Origin of the sequence: Flavobacterium sp. UBA7663 (assembly GCF_002483315.1) — a bacterium.
GTDB lineage: Bacteria > Bacteroidota > Bacteroidia > Flavobacteriales > Flavobacteriaceae > Flavobacterium.
In genome coordinates, this window is sequence record NZ_DLHR01000006.1 from 59,351 (window position 1) to 83,147 (window position 23,797).

Consider the following 23,797-nt stretch of genomic DNA (forward strand, 5'->3'; position numbering starts at 1 on the left):
ACTAAAATAATTTTATATAAAGTAAACAAAAACCATACCTATAATAATTATTTAATAATCAAATAGTTACAAATAATAAAAATTAATTCACAAAATTTAGTAAAAAGTATTGTTATTTTTGAATACTAATGCTAACTTTGTGAAATATTGAAATGAATTCTATCATTAATGAATGGATTATCTGAATTAATTGATTCTCTCGAAGTTAAATTTTTTAAGCTCAACCAGAAAGTGGCACAGCTTGAAATGAAAAACCAAGAGTTGCAAGACGAATTGTTGCTTTCTAAAAAAAATCAACAACAGCAATCAGGTGAAATTGAAACCCTGAAGAACCAATTAGATACTCTAAAAATGGTAAACTCATTACTAGGCAGTGAAGAAAATAAACGAGAAACAAAACTCAAAATAAATTCATTAATCAGAGAAATCGATTATTGTATAGCCCAACTTTCAGATTAGAAAGCTCATGAGTGAAAAACTGAAAATTAAAATATCAATAGCAGATCGTGTGTATCCCTTAACTGTGGAACCATCACAAGAAGAAGGACTAAGAAGTGCTTCAAAAAAAATAGATGCTATGATTAAACAGTTTGAACAAAGCTATGCTGTAAGAGACAAACAAGATGTTTTAGCCATGTGTGCTTTGCAATTTGCAGCACAAGTAGAGCAAAAACAAATTAGCAAATCTCAAGACAATGAAACCAACATAACCAGATTGCAAAATTTGGATAAAAAATTGAGCGAGTTACTCTCAAAATAAATACGTTCTTACATCATAAATACGATACTGCCTACATTAGTATATATTTGATAAACTCAACACTAACAAATTAAACGAGTGAATCTTTGCAACTATAACAGGCCCTTAAGTGGGAAGTTTGAACTGCAGGTTAGCTCAAATCTTGTATAACAGAGTTTATACAAACACCTAATGTAGGCTTTTTTTATATAATTTTTTAACACACATATGGACATACTAAGTATAATAATTGGAATTGTTGTTGGTCTTGCTGGAGGTTTTGGAATCGCTAAATTTTTAGAGAAAAGCAATGTTTCAAACCTTATTAAAAACGCAAAAAAAGAAGCAGGTTCAATTTTAAAAGACGCTAAAGCTGAAGCTGAAGCAACCAAAAAAGAGAAAATCCTACAAGCTAAAGAAAAGTTTTTAGAACTAAAAGCAGAACACGAACAAGTAATTTTAGCTAGAGATAAAAAAACAGCAGAAGCTGAAAAAAGAACAAGAGACAAAGAATCTCAAATTTCTAATGAATTAGCTAAAGCGAAAAAAGTAAATGATGAAGCTGAAGCTAAAATTGCTGAATATTCAACTAAAATTGAACTTTTAGACAAAAAACAACAAGAAATAGACAAACTTCACAAAAGTCAGGTAGAACAATTAGAAGTAATTTCTGGTTTATCGGCTGAAGAGGCTAAAGAACAATTGGTAGAAAGCTTAAAAGCAGAAGCCAAAACAAATGCAATGTCATTCATCCAAGACACGGTTGAAGAAGCAAAAATGACAGCGCATCAAGAAGCTAAGAAAATCATCATTAGCACTATTCAACGTGTAGGTACTGAAGAAGCAGTAGAAAACTGTGTATCGGTATTTAATATTGAATCTGATGATGTTAAAGGTAGAATCATTGGTCGCGAAGGTCGTAACATTAGAGCCTTAGAAGCTGCAACTGGAGTTGAAATCATTGTTGATGACACACCAGAAGCTATCATCTTATCTTGTTTTGATCCTGTAAGAAGAGAAATAGCTCGTTTAGCACTTCACAAATTAGTAACTGACGGACGTATTCACCCAGCTCGTATTGAAGAAGTGGTAGCTAAAACAGCTAAACAAATTGACGAAGAGATTATCGAAACTGGAAAACGTACGGTTATTGATTTAGGAATCCACGGATTACACCCTGAATTAATTAAAGTAGTAGGAAGAATGAAATACCGTTCATCATACGGACAAAACTTATTACAACACTCAAGAGAAGTTGCTAAGTTATGTGGTATCATGGCGGCTGAATTAGGATTAAACGTTAAATTAGCTAAAAGAGCTGGTTTATTACACGATATTGGAAAAGTACCTGATACAGAAAGTGAATTACCTCACGCAATCTTAGGTATGCAATGGGCTGAGAAATATGGCGAAAAAGAAGAAGTTTGTAACGCTATTGGAGCTCACCACGACGAAATCGAAATGAAATCATTGATTTCTCCAATTATCCAAGTTTGTGATGCTATTTCTGGAGCACGCCCTGGAGCAAGAAGACAAGTATTAGATTCTTATATCCAACGTTTAAAAGATTTAGAAGATATCGCTTTCGGATTCAACGGAGTGAAAAACGCTTATGCAATTCAGGCAGGTAGAGAATTACGTGTTATTGTAGAAAGTGAAAAAGTATCTGATGATGCTGCAGTAAACTTATCGTTCGATATTTCTCAAAAAATTCAAACTGAAATGACATATCCTGGTCAAGTGAAAATTACGGTTATTCGTGAAACTAGAGCAGTGAATATTGCAAAATAATATTTTAGTCGCAGTTGACAGATAAAAAAAAGATGTTTCAATTTTGAAACATCTTTTTTTTGCATGTTATAGTACTGTGACTGAAAACTGAGACTGTTAACTATTTACGTGGATGATAATTATTCAAAACTTCCGACAAGAATTTTCTATCCAAATGCATATACACTTCGGTAGTAGTAATCGATTCGTGACCGAGCATTAATTGTATAGAGCGTAAATCGGCACCATTTTCTAATAAATGAGTTGCAAAGGAATGTCTGAATGTATGTGGACTTATTGTTTTATTTAAGTTGATTTTTACCGCTAAATCTTTTATAATCGTAAAAACCATCGCACGCGTTAATTGCCTTCCTCTCCTATTTAGAAAAAGCGTATCCTCATGCCCTTTTTGCACCGGATAATGCACTCGTATCAGATTTAAATAAGAAGTAATATATTTAATTGTAGAGCTCCCTACAGGCACAAAACGTTGTTTATTTCCTTTTCCTGTAATTTTAATAAACCCTTCTTCAAAAAATAAATCTGAAATCTTTAAACCCACCAATTCCGAAACACGCAAACCACAACTGTATAACGTTTCCAGCATAGCTCTGTTGCGCTCGCCTTCTGGAGTAGATAAATCTATTGCCGAGATTAACGCATCAATTTCCTCAGTAGCTAAAGTATCAGGTAATTTTCTGCCAGTTTTTGGCACTTCTATTAATTCTAATGGAGTGTCTTTCCTATAATCTTCGAAAACTAAGTAATTAAAAAAACTCTTTAATCCAGAAATGACGCGTGATTGACTACGAGCATTGACTTTTGATGAAATTTCGTAAATGAATTGCTGAATAGTTTCTTCAGAAATTTGAATTGGAGAAACGGTAATCTCGTGCTGATGTAAGAACAACACTAATTTTTCGATATCAAACGTATAATTTTCAATGGTATTCTTTGAAAGACCACGTTCTAATCGCAGATAATTTTGATATTCTTTAATGTATGATTGCCAAGTGCTCATATTTCAAATGTAAGCAATTTAACACAATAAAAAAATCCCGAATAATCGGGATTAAAATAATTTTTATACTGAAACTACAATTTAAAAACTCCACCAATATTAAATGCACTATAAGCATTTTTAATTGTAAAATCACTATCCTTAGGAACTTCAGAAAGACCTGTCATTCCTTGAAAATCAATCAATATACTTATTTTTTCACTAACTTCAATCTTATATCCAATACCGTAAGCTAAACCAAATTGAAAAATATTCGCTAAATCTTTAATATCTTCACCATCACCTTTTGCAGACATTAAAAATCCAAAACTTGGCCCGAAATTTAAATTCCATTTTCTTGTAGAACCAAAATGCCAATTCGCATTTACCGGAACAGATAAATAATTCAACTTTTCCTCATAACTTGAACTAAGTTTTGACCCCATTGTTTGATAATGCAATCCCGAACGTAAACTCCATCTATCATTGAAAAAATAATCTGCACCCACACCAAATGTAACACTTGATATTGAAGAATTATTTAAATTTTCTTCACCATAGTAGTTAGCACTTGAATAACCAATTTGAGGAATTAACTCGATTGCACCTTTTTCTCTATTTTGTGCATTTGTAAATCCGAAAACCATTACTCCTAATGCAGCAAATACCATTTTTTTCATTATACTATTTTTAAAGTTTGTGCAAATGTAAGAAAACTTACTCATTAAAGAAATATATCCGACGAAATAAACAAAAAATAGATAAACAAAAAAATCCCGCCGAAGCGGGATTTTTGACTTATTTGTTTTACAAATTAGAATTTGTAGTTAACTCCGAAAGTAACTGCTCTCCAGTCTCCACCGAAAGAGAAATTGTTAGTTTTGTCAACTCCACTTCCACCACCGTTATCGTTAGAAGAGTAACCTAATACAGCTACACCAGCTTCGATAGAGAAGTTAGAAGATACGAAGTAGTTTAAACCAGCTCCTAAACCTAAACCTAATTCAGCTTCAGTATAATCAGTAGCTAATTTATCTTCCATAGAAGAATAATCTAAACCTAACTGAGCGAATAAAGAAAATTTAGACGCAGGAGTAAAATAGTAACGACCAAAAGCACCAACTGTGAAACCAGCATCATCTTGAGTATCACCACCAGCATTTTCAGCTTTGTCAGCTTTGTAACCTAATTTACCACCAATTGCGATGTTTTCAGTTAAGAAATAACCAACTTGTGGAGCGATTTCGAAAGAACTAGATTTCACATCACCTGTTTTTTCAGATCCTAATGTAAAAGCACCAGTTACAAAAACATCACCTTTAGCAAAACCTTCGTTTGCTTTTTCTTCTTGTGCGTTAGCAAAACCAAAAGCTAATAATGCTACAGCAGATAATAAAACTTTTTTCATGTTTAGTTTAAATTTAAAGTTAATAGGGCAAATTTATAGCATTTTTCTACACAAAATAACAAATTTTGTTATGTTATTAACAAATTTATTAACAAGTAAAACAAAAAATACTCATAATCAAGCACTTGAGAATTAAAAAAAAATAAAATTTAAAGTTTTTTTAATAAAAAAACCATCCTAAATAAAATTCAAAAAAAACATAAATAGCTGACAATCAATTAAATCCAAAAAACGTTAAAATATGCATTTCGTCGGTAATTATACTAAAAAGCGCTAGCAAGCGTTACTTAAGAAAACTATTCAATATGAAAAGAACAATTGCAACATTGATTTTACTGGTTCTAGGAACTGGTTTTTCACAGGCTCAAATGCTGAAATTTGGATTAAAAGGTGGTGTTAATTTTGCTAACTATACCGGTGGAGACATATCAGGTGTAGATTTTAAAACCATAACAAGTTATCATGTTGGTGCTGTTATGGAGTTAAAAGTGTTTGAAAACTTTGCCATTCAACCTGAGCTTCTTTATTCTACACAAGGTTCGGAATTAGAAGGTTTTGGCGAGCAAGTTAAAAATGAGTTGGGCTACTTATCATTGCCCGTGCTTGCAAAATTTTATTTAACTTCAAACAAACTAAGTTTAGAACTGGGCCCACAAGCCTCTGTATTAGTAAGTGAAAGAAACGAAGTAGATACAAATGACACCAATTCATTTGATTTTGGACTAGCTGGCGGATTGAGTTATAAAATAACTGATGGTTTATTTGTTTCTGGACGCTATGTTGCAGGTTTAACCGAAGCCAAACAAGATGCTGATGTAAAAAACTCGGTAATACAATTTTCAGTAGGTTATATGTTTTAATACGAAAGTTCATAATATTTTACTAAAACCATTCTCAAAAGGAATGGTTTTTTTATTTTTACAAAAACAATCCACATGAAAATTATCATTATAAACGGTCCAAATCTTAATTTATTAGGAAAAAGAGAACCCGAAGTATATGGAAATGAAACTTTTGAATCATATTTTGAAAAATTACAAATTCAGTTTCCAACGCTAACATTAGATTATTTTCAAAGTAATATTGAAGGAGAAATTATTTCTAAATTACAAGAAGTTGGTTTTTCCTATAATGGCATTGTTTTAAATGCAGGTGCTTACACGCATACATCTATAGGAATTGGCGATGCTGTTAAAGCCATTACTACACCTGTTGTTGAAGTTCATATTTCCAACACATTTTCTAGAGAATCTTTTCGTCATCAATCTTATATTTCCCCAAACGCAAAAGGAGTCATTATTGGTTTCGGATTACAGAGTTATGAATTAGCTTTAAAATCTTTTGTTTAATACAACCTTTCTTTAGAAATAAACGTCTATTAAAATAAACACCTCCATGAATAAAATTTTATTTGCTTTATTTTTCGCTTTTACAACTCTTTCTTTTTCTCAAATAAAAGGAACTATAAAAGATAAAGATGGAAATCCGCTTCCGTTTGTAAACATATATATAGAGAACACCTATATAGGCACCACTTCAAATGAATTAGGTAAATACGAATTGAACACGAATGAGAAAGGTAATGTACATTTGATATTTCAGTATTTGGGATTTAAAACTCAGAAACATATTCTTGCTATTTCTCAATTTCCTTACGAATTTGATGTCATATTAATGGAAGAAGATTTTCAGCTGAAAGAAGTTGTAGTTACAAATGGTGAAAATCCAGCCAATGAAATTATCCGAAACGCTATTAAAAGCAAAAAGAAGAATGCTGCTAAAACCGATAAGTTTGAAGCCGATTTTTATTCGAGAGGCGTTTTTAAAGCCAAAGACATTCCTAAAAAATTCATGGGTGTTGAAATTGGTGATTTAGAAGGCAACTTGGATTCTACCCGAAGTGGTATTATTTACCAATCGGAAACGGTTTCAAAAATTAAATTTCAAAAGCCAGATAATTTAAAGGAAGAAATTATTGCTTCTAAAATTGCTGGTGATGATAACGGATTTAGCTACAACACCGCACTAAATACCAATTATGATTTCTACGAAAATTATGTAGATTTCGGAATCAATATGGTTTCTCCTATTGCTGATAATGCTTTCAATTATTACAAATACAAATTGGAAAGCACCTTTTACGACGATAAAAACCAGTTAATCAACAAAATACAAGTAACACCAAAGCGTGACAAAGAACCTGTTTTTGAAGGTTACATTTATATAGTAGAAGATACTTGGGCAATTTACGGAATTGATTTAGACATTAAAGGGTATCGTATGCAACAGCCTATTTTAGAAACTATGAAACTGACACAAAATTTCAGTTACAATAGCGAAAATAAAATTTGGGCAAAAAACATTCAAACGTTAGATTTTAATGCCGGGATATTCGGAATGAAATTCGCTGGAAAATTTACCCATGTTTTTACCAATTATGTTTTTAAAGATGCTTTTGAAAAGAAAACCTTTGGAAAAGAAGTAGTAACGTTTGCAGAAAATGCTAATAAAAAAGAAGAAACGTATTGGAATGAATACAGACCTGTGCCATTAACAGATGAAGAAACTACCAATTACGTTAAAAAAGACAGCATACAAACCATAAGAAAATCGCAAGTATATTTAGATTCTATTGATGCCAAAGGAAACAAATTTAAATTCCATAAAATTATTACGGGTTATAGCTATAAAAACACGTATAAAAATTGGAATTTCAATTATCAAGGACTTACTAATATAGGCTCGATGAGTTTTAATACAGTACAAGGTTATAATTTGAATAGCGGATTCTCTTTTAGAAAATGGAATGAAGAAACAGGAAAATTTACTTCTATCTCTTCTACATTTAATTATGGATTTTCAGAAGATAGATTGCGTGTTAATGGAAGATATTACCACCGATTTAACAACCGCAATAACGCTTACATCAGTTTAAGTGGTGGAAGTGCTATTAGTCAGTTTAACCCAAATGAACCTATTAGTAATTTGGTAAATTCGGTAGCTACTTTATTCTTTAAAAACAATTACATGAAATTGTACAATAAAGAATTTGCAGAAATTAACTACGGAAAAGAAGTTACCAATGGTGTTTTTGCTTCAGGTAAATTGTTGTACGAAAACCGAAGAGCGTTATTCAACAACACCGATTATACTATTATTAAAAATGATGATTTGTATTTTTCGAATGATCCGTTACAGCCTGATAATTATACTTCGGTTCCGTTTGAAAAGCATCATATCATGAAAGCTAGTTTAGGAACGCGTATTCGTTTTGGTCAAAAATACATTTCGCGCCCAGATGGAAAAATCAACATTCAAAATGATGATTATCCAATATTGAGTCTTTACTATGAGAAAGCATTTGGTGCTTCGAACAGTAATTATCATTATGATTTAATCAGCGGAACAGTTGATTACAACAAAACCATAGGAAACAAAGGAGATTTTGGCTTACGCATTAAAACAGGGAAATTCTTTAATGCTGATAATATCTCATTCGTAGATTACAAACATTTCAATGGTAATCAAACACATATAAACTTGTTGAACAATTCCTTGAACTCATTTAATTTGCTTCCATACTATACACATTCTACGAATGATGCGTATTTGGAAACGCATATTGAGCACAATTTTAAAGGCTACATTATGAATAAGATTCCGTTGCTAAACAAACTACAATGGAATTTAATTGGAGGTTTTCATCAGTTGAACATTCCAAACATGAAACCGTATCAAGAATTTACTGTTGGATTTGATAATATTGGTTTTGGAAAATTTAGGTTCTTACGAGTTGATTATGTAAGAAGTTACCAAAACGGTTTTCAAGGCGATGGCGTGATGTTTGGGGTGAAATTCTAAAATAACAAGAAGCACTTCAATTAAAGGAGTGCTTTTTTATTTAAAAAACACATCATATCCAAAACGAAGTAACGCTAATCCTACCACAATTAAGAAGAAGATTCTAATAAATCCGTTTCCTTTTGAAATGGCTAATCTTGCTCCTAACCACGAACCGGTAACATTGCAAATTGCCATAGGAATAGCAATTGTCCAAATGATTTTTCCTTTTAAGACGAATAAAGTAATGGAACCAATGTTGGTAGCCAAGTTAACTAATTTCGCATAAATATTAGCTTTTAAAAAATCGAAACCTAATATTGCGATAAAAGCCATAATTAACAAACTTCCCGTTCCAGGTCCGATGAAGCCATCGTAAAAACCTAAAAAAACAGCAATTATAATTCCGTAGAGGTAAGTTTGCTTTTGGGTAAGTTTATCGATTTGAAATTGTCCGAAATCTTTCTTGAAATAAGTATAAAGCAAGAGCAAAATCAAAACCACAAAAAGTAAGGGTTTCATGAAATCGTTTTGCATTACGTTGAGTAAACTCGAACCTAAATAAGCAAATGTAAAAGAAACAATTGCTAATACTATAAATAACTTCCAATTCACTTTTGCCGATTTCAAATAGTGATAGGTTGCCATACTTGTTCCACTGAAACCTGGAATTTTCAATGTTCCTATAATAGACGCAACGGGTACATTAGGTAATAAAATTAAAGCTGCTGGTGTTTGAATTAGTCCACCACCACCTACAATAGCATCGATAAAACCAGCTACGAAGGAAGCTATGCAGAGAAAAATGATGATGTAGGTTTCCATTTTTTAGTAGTCAGTCACAGTTTTCAGTCACAATAAAACTGCTTACTGTGACTGAAAACTGAGAACTGAATTTATACTCTTACGATATTAGCTCCAATAGCACGAAGTCTTTCGTCTATGCGCTCGTAACCTCTGTCGATTTGTTCGATATTTTGAATGGTTGACGTTCCTTTTGCAGTTAAAGCGGCAATTAATAATGAAATCCCGGCTCTAATATCGGGTGAACTCATTGTAGTTGCTTTTAATTGCGATTGGAAATTATGCCCCATAACCACCGCTCTGTGTGGATCACACAACATAATTTTTGCTCCCATATCAATTAATTTATCCACGAAGAACAAACGGCTTTCAAACATTTTTTGGTGAATTAAAACATCGCCTTTTGCTTGTGTACAAACTACCAAAACGATACTTAACAAGTCAGGTGTAAATCCTGGCCATGGCGCATCAGAAACCGTTAAGATAGAACCGTCGATATCGGTTTTAATTTCGTATCCATCTTTATGAGCTGGAATGTAAATATCTTCTCCTCTTCTTTCTAAAGTAATTCCTAATTTTCTAAACACGTTTGGAATTTGTCCTAAATTATCCCAACTCACATTTTTAATCGTAATTTCACTTCTTGTCATAGCAGCAAGACCAATCCAAGAACCAATTTCTACCATGTCTGGTAAAATTCTGTGCTCACATCCGCCTAACGTTTCAACTCCTTCAATCGTTAATAAGTTAGACCCTACTCCAGAAATTTTAGCTCCCATAGAGTTTAACATTTTACACAATTGTTGTAAGTAAGGTTCACAAGCAGCATTATAAATAGTTGTTGTTCCTTCAGCTAAAACCGCTGCCATTACAATATTGGCAGTACCCGTTACAGAAGCTTCGTCTAATAACATGTAAGAACCTTGTAATCTTCCATCGATTTCCACTCCATAGAAATGGTCTTCTCTTTCGTATCTGAATTTAGCTCCTAGGTTAATAAAACCCTCAAAATGTGTATCTAAACGACGACGTCCAATTTTATCACCTCCTGGCTTTGGAATGTATCCACAACCAAAACGCGCTAATAAAGGTCCAACAATCATAATAGAACCTCTCAAACTTCCACCTTCTTTTTTGAATGCTTCGGTTTTTAAGTAGTTTACATTTACCTCATCGGCTTGAAACGTGTAATCACCAGGTCCATTTTTTTGAATTTTAACGCCTAAATTACCTAAAAGTGTAATCAATTTGTTAACATCAATGATATCTGGAATATTTGTTACTCTTACTTTTTCAGAAGTTAGCAAAACAGGACATAAAACTTGTAGTGCTTCATTTTTTGCACCTTGAGGTGTAATTTCTCCTTTTAACGCTTTTCCTCCTTCGATTTTAAATGTTCCCATGCAACTGCCTATTTTTTAAATGTATTTTTATTTTGATTGTTCTTGTTCAAATGCCCTTTTGGGTTGTTATTTTTCTTGATAATCCCAACTTTACTTGGACCAAATTGTGTTTTATTCGAAACTTTCTTATTCACTTTCATTAAATCGTGTGTATTTGAAAGTTCTTCATTGGATTTAGAAAGATTTAATTTTCCTCCAGAAAGTTCTAATAAATGTTCGAAAATCACTTCATCGGTTACCGTGTCTTTGTTCCAACTCAAGTAACATTTTTTCATGTGATTAGCGATTACTAGGACTAAAGCATTTTTCAATTCGCTTTCTTCCCAGCTGTTTGCTACATCAATCATGTATTTGATGTTATTTCCGTAAAAACGATATTTTGGGAAATTTTGAGGATATTTTAAACGATCTGGTTTCTGAGTTAAAATATCTTTTGATGGAATTGGATAAGGCGAATCTACATCCAATTTAAAATCGGACATAATAAACAACTGATCCCAAAGTTTATGTTGAAAATCTAAAACATCTCTTAAATGCGGATTCAAAGATCCCATTACCGAAATAATGTATCGAGCCGCTTTGTTTCGTTCTTCACGATCTTCTATTTCGGTGGCTTGGTCAATCAATTTCTGCAAATGTCTTCCATATTCTGGAATAATCAAATGCGGACGTTCTGAATTATATTCTAAATAACTTACTTCTTCTTGCATGTTTTTTTTATAATGAAATGATGCCTTCGATATCTGAGACTTCAATGTATTTATCTATCACATTTTGAGGACTTGCCATAGTTACACTAATAGAAACACTGGTAAATTTCCCTGTTTTAGATTGTTGTGTAGTAATAACCGCGCCCATATCATTAAATGCCGCTTCTACCTTAGCAATACTATGCACATCTGAAGGCATAATAAACTTATACAAATACTCTGAAGGCCAAAGTGTTGAATTGGTTAACTCTTCTTTTAATCTTGCGTAAAAATCTTCTGTTTTCTTATCCATCATCATTTCGTATTGGAAAAGCAAATATACTTTTTTATGTTCAGAATTATATTGTAGTAAGTTATAAATTTTTAAGTTGATTAGATTTTTAAAAAAACTTACTTTTGCGCCTTAGTATTTCCAATATGAATAAAGAAATTGTGGTTTTAATTGGTGGACCAAGCTCTGGAAAAACCACCTTAATAGAGGCTTTAAAAGAAAAAGGACACACTTGTTATCCTGAAGTTTCGCGTGAAGTTATACGTGAAGCACAAGAACAAGGAATAGAACAATTGTTCTTAGAAAAACCACTTTTATTCAGTGAATTACTATTGGAAGGCAGAAAAAGACAATTCAAAGAAGCTTTAAATGAAGAAGCGAACATTATTTTTTTAGACAGAGGTATTCCAGATGTTTTAGCGTACATGCATTACATTGGGGATTCATATCCTGCGTTTTTTGATAAAGCATGTCAAGACCACAAATATTCAGCAATTTTTGTTTTACCACCATGGAAAGAAATTTATGTAAGTGATGCCGAGCGTTATGAAAATTACGAACAAGCGGTTTTAATTCACGAACATTTGATGGAAACCTACAAAAAATATGGTTATTCGATTACAGAAGTTCCAAAAGACACTGTAGAAAATCGTGTGGATTTTATTATGAAACATCTTGTTAAATAATTTTTTTTGTAACTTAGTGTTTCTAAAAGCCAATTCACATGTCTGAAGCCTTACAAATTCTTCAAAAATATTGGAAACACGATAGCTTTAGAGAACCTCAAGAAGAAATCATTCAATCGGTTTTAAGTGGTAATGATACGTTTGCCCTTTTACCTACTGGAGGAGGAAAATCGGTATGTTTTCAGATTCCGGCTATTCAATTAAACGGAATTTGTTTAGTGATTTCTCCTTTGATTGCTTTAATGAAAGACCAAGTGCAAAATTTACAAAGCAAAAACATTAAGGCAATTGCTTTAACTGGTGGCATTTCTCAAGATGATGTTATAGATATTTTAGACAATTGCCAATTCGGAAATTACAAATTCTTATACCTTTCTCCCGAACGCTTACAACATGACTGGATAGTTGAGCGCTTAAAACAATTACTCATAAACCTTATTGCTATTGACGAAGCGCATTGTGTGAGCCAATGGGGACATGATTTTAGACCGGCGTATTTGAAAATTTCGGCTTTAAAAGAACACTTCCCTACTACTCCGTTTTTAGCGCTTACGGCTACGGCCAATAAAAGAGTTCAAGAAGACATTTGTAGGAATTTAGCTTTGGTTAACCCGAAAGTATTTATAAAGTCATTTACTAGAGAAAATTTAGCTTATCATGTGATTAAAACCGAAGATAAGCTTTTCAAAATACAGCAGATTTTAACTAAAAATCCGCAATCTTCTATTATTTATGTTCGTAATCGTAAATCGTGTATTGAAACTTCACAACAGTTGAATCAATTGGGATTTACTTCAACAATTTACCACGGTGGATTGCCTGCAAAAGAGAAAGAGAAAAACATGCAATCGTGGTTGGAGAATAAATCTCAAGTCATTGTTGCAACGAATGCTTTTGGAATGGGAATTGACAAACCCGATGTAAAAACGGTTATTCACATTCAACTACCTGAAAACCTTGAAAATTATTATCAAGAAGCGGGAAGAGCAGGAAGAAATGGTGAAAAAGCATTCGGAATTATCTTAACTAATGCTACTGATATTGGTTATACCAAAACCCAATTTATTGATATTTTACCCGATAAAAAATTTATTAGAGATGTTTATGTTAAACTAAACAATTACTTTCAAATTGCTTACGGAGAAGGATATAATGAAAGTTTTGCTTTCAATTTGAACCAATTTTGTGCGCATTATCAATTTCCTATAATTGCAACTTTTAATAGCTTACAATTTTTAGATCGACAAGGAATTCTGACGTTCCAAAGCGAATCTACAGAAAGAATAAGCTTACAGTTTATCATTCCGAGCAAAGAAGTGATTCGTTACATTAGTTTACATCCACACGATGAACCTGTTATTACTACGATTTTAAGAACCTATTCTGGAATTTTTGAGGTAGAAACCACAATTAATCCGCATTTAGTAGCCAAAAAAGCAAACACTACAGATGTACATGTGGAAGAAGTAATTGATAAATTAGCAGCAAGTCAATGTATAATTTTACATGCAAAAAATAACGATAGTAGCATCACTTTCAATGAAGTAAGAGAAGACGATTTGACAATTAACCGTGTTGCGAAATTTTTAGAACATCAAAATAAATTAAAACAAGACCAATTTCAAAATGTCGTTTATTACATTTCTGATGAAGCTACTTGTAAAAACAAAATGCTTCTGGCCTATTTTGATGAAATCACCAAAGAAGATTGTGGCATTTGTTCGTACTGTACGTCTAAAAAAAAAGCTAATCCTGTTGAAATAACAAAATCCGTTATTCAATTATTAGAAAAAAGTCCTTTAACCTCGAGAGAAATTGAAAACCAACTTCACATTTCTTCAGAAGCCACTATCTTTGCGATTCAATTATTATTAGAAAATAATCGAATCAAAATCAATTCAAACAATCAATATTACCTTATATAATGGAAAAACTTAGAATTGTATTCATGGGAACGCCCGATTTTGCCGTTGGGATTCTGGATACTATTTACAAAAACAACTATAATGTTGTAGGCGTTATCACTGCTCCTGACAAACCAGCAGGTCGTGGACAAAAAGTAAGCATGAGTGCGGTTAAAGAGTATGCACTAGAAAAAAACTTACGTTTGTTACAACCAACCAATTTAAAATCGGAAGAATTTTTAGCCGAATTAAAAAGTTTAGATGCCAATTTACAAGTCGTTGTTGCTTTTAGAATGTTGCCTGAAGTAGTTTGGAAAATGCCAAAATTAGGAACATTTAATCTTCATGCTTCTTTATTACCAGAATACCGTGGTGCTGCACCTATTAATTGGGCAATTATCAATGGAGAAACCAAGACAGGAGTTACTTCATTCTTTATTGACGATAAAATTGATACAGGCGCGATGATTTTAAGTAAAGAAACGGAAATCGGTGCAAGCGAAACTGCTGGTGAGTTACACGACCGCTTGATGCACTTAGGAAGTGATACTGTTTTAGAAACACTTCAATTAATTGAATCAGGAAAAGCGACTACTACATTACAAGAAAACAATCCTGATGTTAAAACGGCTTACAAATTAAATAAAGACAATTGCAAAATTGATTGGTCGCAATCAGGACAAACCATTTTTAATTTAATTAGAGGTTTATCTCCTTATCCTGCGGCTTGGACTTATATTAAAGATGGCGAGCAAGAATGGAATGTTAAAATCTATTCGGCAAGTTTTGAAGAAAAAGCACATTCGGAAAGTATTGGAAAGATTACTACTACTAAAAAAGAGATTTTTATTGTTACAAAAGATGGTATTTTAAAAATCGAAAGTTTACAATTTCCTGGAAAGAAAAGAATGTTAGCTCACGAATTATTAAATGGAATTTCGTTTTCAGAAAATGCAATAGTGCTTTAAGCCTTGAAAACACTATATTTAAAGGTGAAAATTAAAAAAACAAACAATGTTATTAACATTTAATCTATTTTATTAACATTTTAGTCGAAAAATAGCGCGAATACTTGCGTAGTTCAACAATACCGCTAAATTTGTGATAAATAATTAAGTTTAACCAATTATAAATAACTTTAATCATGAACAAATCAGAATTAATCGATGCAATGGCAGCTTCTGCTGGTATTACAAAAGCAGCTGCTAAATTAGCTTTAGAATCATTTTTAAGCAATGTTGAAGGAACTTTAAACAAAGGTGGAAGAGTATCTTTAGTAGGTTTCGGTTCTTGGTCAGTATCTAAAAGAGCTGCAAGAGATGGTAGAAACCCTCAAACTGGTAAAACTATCAAAATTGCTGCTAAAAACGTAGTAAAATTCAAAGCTGGTGCAGAATTAGAAGGTGCAGTAAACAAAAAATAATTTTGTTACATAAAATAAGAGAGTCCCGATGCAAATCGGGACTCTTTTTTTGCAATTCATCGAGAATATTTTGAATTTGTAATTTTTTTTTGATAACTTTAATTAATTAACTACAGAAATATGATATCAACTTTACCAAAAAAAGGTCATCTGCTAATTGCGGAACCTTCGATTTTAGGCGATGTTTCTTTCAATCGCTCTGTGGTCTTATTAGCCGAGCATAACAATGAAGGCTCAATTGGTTTTATCTTAAACAAGCCCTTGAACTACACTATCAATGACTTGCTTCCCGAAATTGAAGCTTCTTTTAAAATATATAATGGTGGTCCTGTTGAACAGGACAATTTATATTTCATCCACAATATTCCAGATATTATTCCAAATAGCGTTGAAATTTCAAATGGAATTTATTGGGGTGGCGACTTTGAAACCACCAAACAATTGATAAACGAAGGAAGAATTACGAAAAACCACATTCGTTTTTTCCTTGGCTATAGTGGTTGGAGTGTGAACCAACTAGAAATGGAGATGCAAGAAAACTCTTGGATTGTAACTGAAAACACCTTGAAAAATAAACTACTTTCAAAAGCTAGCACTTTATTCTGGAAAGAAAAGATAATTGAGCAAGGTGGCGAATACGTGTTATTTTCAAACGCACCAGAAAACCCAATGCTTAACTAAGTCGGATTTTAGCATTCAATCTTTTAAGTACATCTGAAGTAAATTCAGTAGTGTATTCTTTTTTACGATATTTAGTTATAGGTTGAATTCCCGAAATTACATTAGTTAAAAATAACTCATCCGCTTTTTGCAAATCAAAGGGAGAAATTGAAGCTTCTTTAACTTCGATTCCTTCTATTTTTTTCAAAATTTCAAGTACTTGTTTGCGCATAATTCCGTTTAAACAACCATCAGAAACTGGAGGAGTTAGCACTACATTACCCGTTTTCATAAACAAGTTGCTTTGTAAAGCTTCCACCACATTCTTTTCGTCATTTAAAACTAAGCAGTTATCATAACCATTTTCGTCTGCAAAAATACTTCCAGTAATTTGAAGCATTTTATTATTGGTTTTTAAAGTGGAAAGCAATTGTTTTGAAACATAGAAATCTTTATATAATTCGACTTCATAAGTTTCTTTACCGATAACATATAAGTCAGAATTTAATGAAGAAGCAGTTACTATAAATTGCACGTTTCTATTTTTTGGCAAATAAAAACCATCCGAATCTCTGTAAACAGAAAAGCGAACACGATATGAATTAGAATCTAAAAATGTAGCAATTAGATTTAAAATTTGCGATTCAAAATATTCCATGGTAAAATTCATAGGAATTTCCATGCGGCAAATACGCATTGAAGCCATCAATCTAAAATAATGATCTTCCAGAAAAAGCACTTTATTATCCAGCACTTTAATGGTTTCAAAAACACTATCTCCAAATAAAAAACCTCTGTTAGAATCAATAAGAATTGCGCTATTTTCCTGAATATTCCCGTTACAATTTACCATAAAAAATCCCGATTTTTAAATCGGGACAAATATAACTTATATAATTGATTTTTTAAACGGAACCTAATACATGTTTTAGGTCAGAAATTTGATTTTCCCACAATAATTTAGATTCATCTAATTCATCTTCGTGAGCAAAATCAGAAATTACGATAGAAACGTCTTTAGTAATTTCATCTTCCATAATTTTTAATTCAAAAAAGTAATCGGTTTCAGTATTATCTTCTTCTAACCATCTGAACTTAATACGCTCACCTGTTTTCTTAGAGGCTAATTTTGCTTTCTCTTCCGAGTCATTCCAAATAAAAGTAAAAAACTCACCTCTTGAATTTACGTTATCGGCAAACCATTCCGACAAACCAGATGGTGTAGAAATGTATTGATATAGCAACTGTGGCGAAGATTGAATGGGGAATTCTAATTCATATTTTACTTTTGCACTCATTATTGTAATATTTAAGTTGGAAATATATATAGAATTAATTGAATATACAAAAAAACATTTTATTTATTTTTTTACAAAATTATATTTGCAAAGAATATAAATAGTTTTATATTTGCACCCGCATTCAACAAGGATGTCACACCGACCTTTGGCGAGGTAGCTCAGTTGGTTAGAGCGCAGGATTCATAACCCTGAGGTCACGGGTTCAACTCCCGTCCTCGCTACAAGTTTTTTAAAAATCAAAAAGTTAGATTTTACGCAGGATTAGAGCAATTTAATCCTGCTTTTTTTATGTCTAATTTTTTACGATATTTGCAAAGTGAACACGTTTTTGAACACGATTTTGAACACGTTTTGAAAGAAAAAAAGAAATATTCGGAACCAAAAATCTATGATGCTGATGGTGATTTATCAAAGCGTTGGTATGTTTATTTTTCTTTTCGTAAAAAGGCTGATGGTCCTCTTGAAAGGTTTCCAAACAATATTTACGCTCCTCAACACTTAGAAAAGAGAGAACGATTGTTGTGGTTGAAAACTATGCAACGAAATTTATCACTTCTTTTAAAAGATGGATTTAATCCATACAATCCAGAAAACAAATTTAACTTTGAAGAAGAATCTGAAAGTAAATCTATAAAAGAAGCTTTTACATTTGCCTTAAATATCAAAAAAAGTACTTTAGCTGAAACTTCATATAAAGGTTTAGAAGGAAGAATTCTTCGTTTTGAAAAATGGCTAAACGAAAATGGTTTTAAAAATAGATTGATTACTTCTGTCAATAAAAAAGTAATTACTACCTATCTAAATGAAATTTTAATTGCTACCTCAGCAAAAAATAGAAATAATACTCGTACCGATATTAGCACAATTCTTACCGTTTTAGCAGATAATGAAATCATTCCGGAAAATTTTATTCATAAAATTCCTGTTTTAAAAAGTAATCCTGAAAAGAATAAATCATATACCAGTTCTGAGGAAACTAAAATATTTGATTATTTAGATCAAAATAATAAGCTTCTTTCCTTATATGTTAAATTCATTTCTTACAACTTTTTAAGACCTGTAGAAGTAAATCGTATTACAATTGGAGATATCGATTTAAATGATAAAATTTTAAAAATTAAAACCAAAACAGGATTCAAATTAAAAAGAATCCCACAAGTTTTAATTGATGAACTGCCTAATATTACAGAATATCCAAAAGATGCTTATTTATTTGGAAGAAAAGATTTTGGACAATACTGGGAAGCAACGGAAACCAGTCGAAGAAATGACTTCTCTGATTATTTTTTAGAAGTTAAAAAGAAATTCAAATTAGGTAAAGATTACGGATTGTACAGTTTTAGACATACCTTCATAACTAAGCTCTACAACACCTTTATCAAAGAAATGACACCAGAAGAAGCTGAATCTAATATCATGGCTATAACGGGACATACAAGCAAAACTGCGTTAAGAAAATACTTAAGGGAAATTAATGCTTATATTCCTGAGGATTATTCGAGGTATTTGTAAAGTTAAAATGTTTTTTTGATATGATTTTAAATATTAGATAAGCTAAATTTTATTGAAAAATTTCAGTAAAAAATATTCAAACACCTCCATTTTTAATCACCACAGGTCACAGGTTTGAATCCTGAATGGACTTAATACTATACAAGGAAAGTTTGCGGCACGCTAAAATTAATGAGAAAAAAAAAAGGTGTCTAAAAAGTAAAATTAAAGGCGTATCATTTTTAGCAGCTACTAAAATTGTTGCTACATTTGCTAGGATTGCTATGATACTTTCTAAGTTGACTTTAAAAAACACTAAAAAAATGTAATCAATTTTAATTTTTTTTCTTCGGGCTGATAATGAAGTGTAGCTTGACATTTAACCCTTTCTTTAGAATGTTGAACCTCTAATTCTATAATAATGTTAAATTTTATGACGTTATGTTCTTTTAACTCTGACATTTCATAAATATAGTTATCCTTTATTTTTTCTTTTATTAATTTTTCAAAATCTTTAATTGAATAGTTTTCAAATTGTGCTTTTTTAAGTTTACCTATTTTTTCTGTTAGGAGATAATCAAACTTTGAAACTTCAATTTCAATATTTAGATTTGATAAATCACTTACTATTGGAGTTATTGAATTTATTGCAATTTGGGTGTCTAAACTGTATCCATTTATGTCCTCTCGTTCAATTTTATATGACAAAAACAAATCGTAATATAGATTAGGAATACTCTTTATTGCAAAATTATTTTTATCAAATGGCAATCCTTGTGTATTTTCATTGGTCTCCCAATCCTCATCTTCATAAGGAAGAATGACTTCTTTTTCATCTATAATACATATTTTACATAGAATAAATGATAAAATTGTTTTTAAATCTGATTGATGGCTTGTATCAATATATCCAATATATGGATTATATTTACTAAGCTCATCGTTGAACTTTTTGAATAGTGTATTTGAAATATTATTAACATATACAATATAATAATTATTGAGCCTAAATACATCTTCAAGTTTTATTGTTTTAATTTCCCTAAGAAACTTCATCTTTAAGAAACTATTTTCTAAAAATAAATCGCCCGATAAAATACTATGCTTTGTTTTTTTGTCAAATATTGGGATTACTTTTTCAAAAACTTCATAACCATACCATGTGGAATTTATTTTTGAAATATCAAAAACAAGAGCGATTTCTTTTTTATTAATATTAGGAGTCAATACATTCCTTAAATTTTTATATTCTATTCTCTTTTTTGAGTGTAAATTTTCAATAAAATGATTAAAGGCCTCCTGAATAACATCATACATTTGTCTATCAGAAAGTTTAAAATATTCTTTTGTAACTTCTAAATATGAGTTTTCTCTGGATTCAATTGTATAGATTTTATTATTCATTCATCTTACTGTATATCTTTTTCATCATCATTTCTTTTACTAAATCACCAAAAGATTTGTCTTCAAGTATTTTCTCGAAGATTTCTTGATTTTGATCCATTCGTTCAATAAGTTTTGTTACAAATAAGTCTTCAAAAGCATATTTAAAAGTATCTATTTTGTTAACTTTTGCTTGAACTTGTAATGTTTCATCTAACAATAACTCAGCTTCTATCTGGTCGAAAAATAATTTATCAGCTTCTTCAAATTCAGTTCCGAAACGGTCATTAAGAATTGTTATAATTTCCGACAATAAAGCTTCCTCTTCTTTTTCTCTTTTTAAACCTGCTTCTGTTGTTCCGCTTAATTCTCCGTCTTCTCCTTTGATTAAATCAATTGAGCCTTCTTTTATTTTTTGAAGTCTATAATACTCTAACGCAATTTCATCTCCTAGTTCTAAACTTTCTGTTAAATCTCTTTTGGGCAAACGGATTTGTAATAGTTTCGCATAAGCATAAAATTTCTCAAAATCTTGGTCTGTAAATGGCATAATCTGTGAAAGAAAAGCGTAAAGATTTGTCCAAGAACGTATTCCTTTTTTGAATTCATCTTTCTTATCTTCTTCTTTTATTTCTTTAAACCTTTCTATTGCTGGATCGGTAAAACTGTATAAATATTTTTGCTCTTTTGCATTATTTATTTTTGTTATAGGGTTGAAATAAACATTCGCAAATGCGTTTACTTCATTTTCCCAATACACTAAAAATTGGTCTAATCTCGTTTTTAAATCATATAAATGGTTTACATCTGTTTCCTCTGTAACTGATGTTATCTCATAGTATGGCTGAAACGAATCTAAAATTGCTTGTCTTTCATTAGCAAAATCTAATACAAATGTATCTTCTTTTCCCGGACAGATTCTGTTTAGTCTTGATAATGTTTGTACTGCTTTTACTCCAGAAAGTTTTTTATCTACATACATGGTATGCAGTAACGGTTGGTCAAAACCAGTTTGGTATTTATCTGCTACAATGAGGATTTTATAATCGTCTTTATCAAAAACTTCCGGCAATTCTCTTTCTCCAAAACCAGTTAATTCTGGTTCTGAAACACCGTCCGGAAAATTATTATCTATGACTTTACCTGAAAACGCTACTAATACTTTAATTTCATTTTCATACCCTTTTTCTTTTATATAATTATCGAATTCTTCAAAATATCTTTTAGCATGTAATCTTGAGCCACATACTAACATTGCTTTTGCTTTTCCTCCGATTTTCTTTGCTACTACTTGGCGAAAATGCTCAATTATTACTTCAGTTTTTTGAGCTAAATTATAAGGATGTAATGAAACATACTTCCCAATTGCTTTAGATGCTTTTTTACGATTTAGTTTTGGATCGTCTTCTATTGCTTTTGTTAACTTAAAGTATAATTCATAAGTAGTGTAATTGTTTAGTACATCTAAAATAAACCCTTCTTCGATGGCTTGACGCATTGCATATAAATGGAATGGTACTGGTTTACCATTTGCATCTTTATGTCCAAAGACTTGAAGTGTTTTGTATTTTGGTGTTGCTGTAAAAGCAAAAAATGAAATGTTTGTTTGTTTCCCTCTTGATAAAGCCGATTTTTCTACTTGTTCTCTAATGTAATCATCTGATGTGAAGTCATCTTCCTCTTCTTTTTCAGCGTCTTCAAATGATTTTAATGCCAATACTTCTTTTAACTTTTTACTTGCTTCGCCTCCTTGTGAACTGTGTGCTTCATCAATAATTACCGCATATTTTCTATCTGGCAATTCATTTACTTTGTCGATTATATAAGGGAATTTTTGCAATGTTGTAATGATGATATTCGTGCCATAACCAATTGCACTGGCAAGTTGAGAGCTGTCTTTATCAATTTTTTGTACCACTCCTGTTTTGTGTTCAAACTGGTAAATGGTATTTTGTAATTGTTGGTCTAAAACTTTTCTATCGGTAACTACAATAACACTATCAAATATTCTTTCATCAGTATCGTTATGCAAACTTGACAATCGATAAGCCAACCATGCTATGGAATTACTTTTACCTGAACCGGCTGAATGTTGAATTAGATAATTTTTACCTGCTCCGTTTACTATTGCATCCGCTCCAATTTTTCTAACTGCGTCTAATTGATGGAAACGTGGAAAAATAAGTTTTTCTTTTTTGAATATTTTTCCTTCCATTTCAATTTCTTCAGTTTGAAGATGCACAAAACTTTGAATGATTTCCAACCAACTGTCTTTTGCTAAAATATCTTCCCATAAATACTGTGTTTTATATCCTTCTTTGTTTGGAGGATTTCCTTTGCCTCTATTGTAGCCTTTGTTGAATGGTAGCCAAAAGGTCTTGATACCATCCAATTTTGAAGTCATAAAAACCTCATCTTGGTCAACGGCAAAATGTACTAAAGTTCTTTTTTTGAAAGCAAATAATAGTTCTCTATTGTCTCTAGTTGTACTGTATTGTTTTAAGGCATTCTTTACATTTTGACCTGTGAATTGATTTTTTAATTCTAAAGTTGCTATTGGTATTCCATTTAGTGAAATTACCAAATCAACAGAATTAGTATTCTGTTTACTGAAATAAACTTGACGATGGATTTTTAACTCGTTTTTTGCATATAATGCTAAAGCATCTGGATTTAAACCTGATACTGGTTTGAAAAATGCCATTTGAAAACGAACACCATAATCCGTAAAACCATTTCGTAGTACATCTAAACTACCTCTTAGATCGAGTTCTTTATAAAGTCGTTGTAAAACTCTGTTTTCAACATCTTTTTCGTGAATAGCTTTGATTTTCTCCCATTTACTTGGTTGCGAACTTTGTAAAAAATCAATAATATCTCTTCTAAAGAAACCTAAATCTATAGTATATTCACTGGTATTCCCTAATGTATATCCGCCTTTTTCGATAAGCGAGTGCACAATAGCAGTTTCGAATGTGTTTTCGGTTGTGATGCTCATAATTAT

At 31.5% G+C, this 23,797-nt stretch carries 23 protein-coding genes and 1 tRNA gene; 13 read left to right on the plus strand and 11 right to left on the minus strand.

Annotated elements, in window-relative coordinates:
• The first annotated feature begins 168 nt into the window (after positions 1-168).
• The 3 genes from B2741_RS00920 (at position 169) to rny (ending at position 2,530) form a co-directional block, all read left to right on the plus strand.
• The gene (locus tag B2741_RS00920; protein WP_291134565.1) at positions 169-459 is read left to right on the plus strand and encodes a hypothetical protein; all 291 of its coding nucleotides are present in this window, start codon (positions 169-171) and stop codon (positions 457-459) included.
• Positions 460-466: 7 nt separating this feature from the next.
• On the plus strand, positions 467-760 hold the full coding sequence (locus tag B2741_RS00925) for a cell division protein ZapA (RefSeq protein WP_133610814.1): 294 nt from the start codon (positions 467-469) through the stop codon (positions 758-760).
• A gap of 207 nt (positions 761-967) precedes the next feature.
• Positions 968-2,530 (plus strand): ribonuclease Y, encoded by a 1,563-nt coding sequence (rny, locus tag B2741_RS00930; protein WP_291134568.1) that lies wholly within the window; start codon positions 968-970, stop codon positions 2,528-2,530.
• A 100-nt stretch (positions 2,531-2,630) separates the two neighbouring features.
• Here the strand turns inward: rny and xerD are convergent, their stop codons facing one another.
• The 3 genes from xerD to B2741_RS00945 form a co-directional block, all read right to left on the minus strand.
• Positions 2,631-3,530 (minus strand): site-specific tyrosine recombinase XerD, encoded by a 900-nt coding sequence (xerD, locus tag B2741_RS00935; protein WP_291134570.1) that lies wholly within the window; start codon positions 3,528-3,530, stop codon positions 2,631-2,633.
• A 74-nt stretch (positions 3,531-3,604) separates the two neighbouring features.
• Positions 3,605-4,189 carry a porin family protein gene (locus tag B2741_RS00940; RefSeq protein WP_291134572.1) on the minus strand — a complete coding sequence of 195 codons (585 nt, stop codon included), beginning with the start codon at positions 4,187-4,189 and terminating at the stop codon, positions 3,605-3,607.
• A gap of 134 nt (positions 4,190-4,323) precedes the next feature.
• Entirely contained in the window at positions 4,324-4,917 is a 594-nt protein-coding gene (locus B2741_RS00945; protein ID WP_291134574.1) for an outer membrane beta-barrel protein, read from the minus strand.
• Between the two features lie 305 nt (positions 4,918-5,222).
• Between B2741_RS00945 and B2741_RS00950 the strand changes: the two genes are divergently transcribed.
• From B2741_RS00950 to B2741_RS00960, 3 genes are all read left to right on the plus strand, one after another.
• Positions 5,223-5,777: a porin family protein gene (locus B2741_RS00950; protein WP_291134576.1), complete on the plus strand. Its 555-nt coding sequence runs from the start codon at positions 5,223-5,225 to the stop codon at positions 5,775-5,777.
• Between the two features lie 75 nt (positions 5,778-5,852).
• A complete protein-coding gene (gene aroQ, locus B2741_RS00955; protein WP_291134578.1) occupies positions 5,853-6,266 on the plus strand; it encodes a type II 3-dehydroquinate dehydratase in 414 nt (137 codons plus the stop codon).
• Between the two features lie 46 nt (positions 6,267-6,312).
• A complete protein-coding gene (locus B2741_RS00960; RefSeq protein ID WP_291134580.1) occupies positions 6,313-8,778 on the plus strand; it encodes a DUF5686 and carboxypeptidase regulatory-like domain-containing protein in 2,466 nt (821 codons plus the stop codon).
• A 36-nt stretch (positions 8,779-8,814) separates the two neighbouring features.
• Here the strand turns inward: B2741_RS00960 and B2741_RS00965 are convergent, their stop codons facing one another.
• The 4 genes from B2741_RS00965 to B2741_RS00980 all read right to left on the minus strand — a co-directional run bounded on the left by B2741_RS00965 (position 8,815) and on the right by B2741_RS00980 (position 11,966).
• A complete protein-coding gene (locus tag B2741_RS00965; protein WP_291134582.1) occupies positions 8,815-9,582 on the minus strand; it encodes a sulfite exporter TauE/SafE family protein in 768 nt (255 codons plus the stop codon).
• Positions 9,583-9,653: 71 nt separating this feature from the next.
• Positions 9,654-10,964: a UDP-N-acetylglucosamine 1-carboxyvinyltransferase gene (gene murA / locus B2741_RS00970; protein WP_291134584.1), complete on the minus strand. Its 1,311-nt coding sequence runs from the start codon at positions 10,962-10,964 to the stop codon at positions 9,654-9,656.
• 8 nt (positions 10,965-10,972) lie between these two features.
• On the minus strand, positions 10,973-11,674 hold the full coding sequence (locus B2741_RS00975) for a DUF4290 domain-containing protein (protein ID WP_291134586.1): 702 nt from the start codon (positions 11,672-11,674) through the stop codon (positions 10,973-10,975).
• Positions 11,675-11,681: 7 nt separating this feature from the next.
• Positions 11,682-11,966, minus strand: coding sequence for a DUF493 family protein (locus tag B2741_RS00980; RefSeq protein ID WP_133610909.1), 285 nt, complete (start codon positions 11,964-11,966; stop codon positions 11,682-11,684).
• 125 nt (positions 11,967-12,091) lie between these two features.
• Between B2741_RS00980 and B2741_RS00985 the strand changes: the two genes are divergently transcribed.
• The 5 genes from B2741_RS00985 to B2741_RS01005 all read left to right on the plus strand — a co-directional run bounded on the left by B2741_RS00985 (position 12,092) and on the right by B2741_RS01005 (position 16,639).
• A complete protein-coding gene (locus B2741_RS00985) occupies positions 12,092-12,631 on the plus strand; it encodes an ATP-binding protein (RefSeq protein WP_291134588.1) in 540 nt (179 codons plus the stop codon).
• A gap of 38 nt (positions 12,632-12,669) precedes the next feature.
• The gene (locus tag B2741_RS00990) at positions 12,670-14,556 is read left to right on the plus strand and encodes a RecQ family ATP-dependent DNA helicase (RefSeq protein ID WP_291134591.1); all 1,887 of its coding nucleotides are present in this window, start codon (positions 12,670-12,672) and stop codon (positions 14,554-14,556) included.
• The gene (gene fmt, locus B2741_RS00995) at positions 14,556-15,503 is read left to right on the plus strand and encodes a methionyl-tRNA formyltransferase (protein ID WP_291134593.1); all 948 of its coding nucleotides are present in this window, start codon (positions 14,556-14,558) and stop codon (positions 15,501-15,503) included. The genes B2741_RS00990 and fmt overlap by 1 nt, the downstream gene beginning before the upstream one ends.
• A 176-nt stretch (positions 15,504-15,679) precedes the next feature.
• Positions 15,680-15,958 carry an HU family DNA-binding protein gene (locus tag B2741_RS01000; RefSeq protein ID WP_111567791.1) on the plus strand — a complete coding sequence of 93 codons (279 nt, stop codon included), beginning with the start codon at positions 15,680-15,682 and terminating at the stop codon, positions 15,956-15,958.
• 120 nt (positions 15,959-16,078) lie between these two features.
• Positions 16,079-16,639 (plus strand): YqgE/AlgH family protein, encoded by a 561-nt coding sequence (locus B2741_RS01005; protein ID WP_291134595.1) that lies wholly within the window; start codon positions 16,079-16,081, stop codon positions 16,637-16,639.
• On the opposite strand, the gene B2741_RS01010 is transcribed toward B2741_RS01005, so the two are convergent.
• Together B2741_RS01010 and B2741_RS01015 are read right to left on the minus strand one after the other, a co-directional pair.
• The gene (locus tag B2741_RS01010) at positions 16,632-17,471 is read right to left on the minus strand and encodes an aminotransferase class IV (protein ID WP_291134597.1); all 840 of its coding nucleotides are present in this window, start codon (positions 17,469-17,471) and stop codon (positions 16,632-16,634) included. The two genes, B2741_RS01005 and B2741_RS01010, sit on opposite strands and share 8 nt — an antisense overlap.
• 52 nt (positions 17,472-17,523) lie before the next feature.
• Positions 17,524-17,916: an START-like domain-containing protein gene (locus B2741_RS01015; RefSeq protein ID WP_153199761.1), complete on the minus strand. Its 393-nt coding sequence runs from the start codon at positions 17,914-17,916 to the stop codon at positions 17,524-17,526.
• Positions 17,917-18,066: 150 nt separating this feature from the next.
• Between B2741_RS01015 and B2741_RS01020 the strand changes: the two genes are divergently transcribed.
• Together B2741_RS01020 and B2741_RS01025 are read left to right on the plus strand one after the other, a co-directional pair.
• A tRNA-Met gene (locus B2741_RS01020) sits at positions 18,067-18,140 on the plus strand.
• 67 nt (positions 18,141-18,207) lie between these two features.
• Positions 18,208-19,431, plus strand: coding sequence for a tyrosine-type recombinase/integrase (locus B2741_RS01025; RefSeq protein ID WP_291134600.1), 1,224 nt, complete (start codon positions 18,208-18,210; stop codon positions 19,429-19,431).
• A 294-nt stretch (positions 19,432-19,725) separates the two neighbouring features.
• Here the strand turns inward: B2741_RS01025 and B2741_RS01030 are convergent, their stop codons facing one another.
• Together B2741_RS01030 and B2741_RS01035 are read right to left on the minus strand one after the other, a co-directional pair.
• Complete coding sequence (locus B2741_RS01030) at positions 19,726-20,814, minus strand: hypothetical protein (RefSeq protein WP_291134602.1); 1,089 nt, start codon at positions 20,812-20,814, stop codon at positions 19,726-19,728.
• A complete protein-coding gene (locus B2741_RS01035; RefSeq protein WP_291134604.1) occupies positions 20,807-23,791 on the minus strand; it encodes a type I restriction endonuclease subunit R in 2,985 nt (994 codons plus the stop codon). Before B2741_RS01035 ends, B2741_RS01030 begins: the two co-directional genes overlap by 8 nt.
• Positions 23,792-23,797 lie beyond the last annotated feature (6 nt).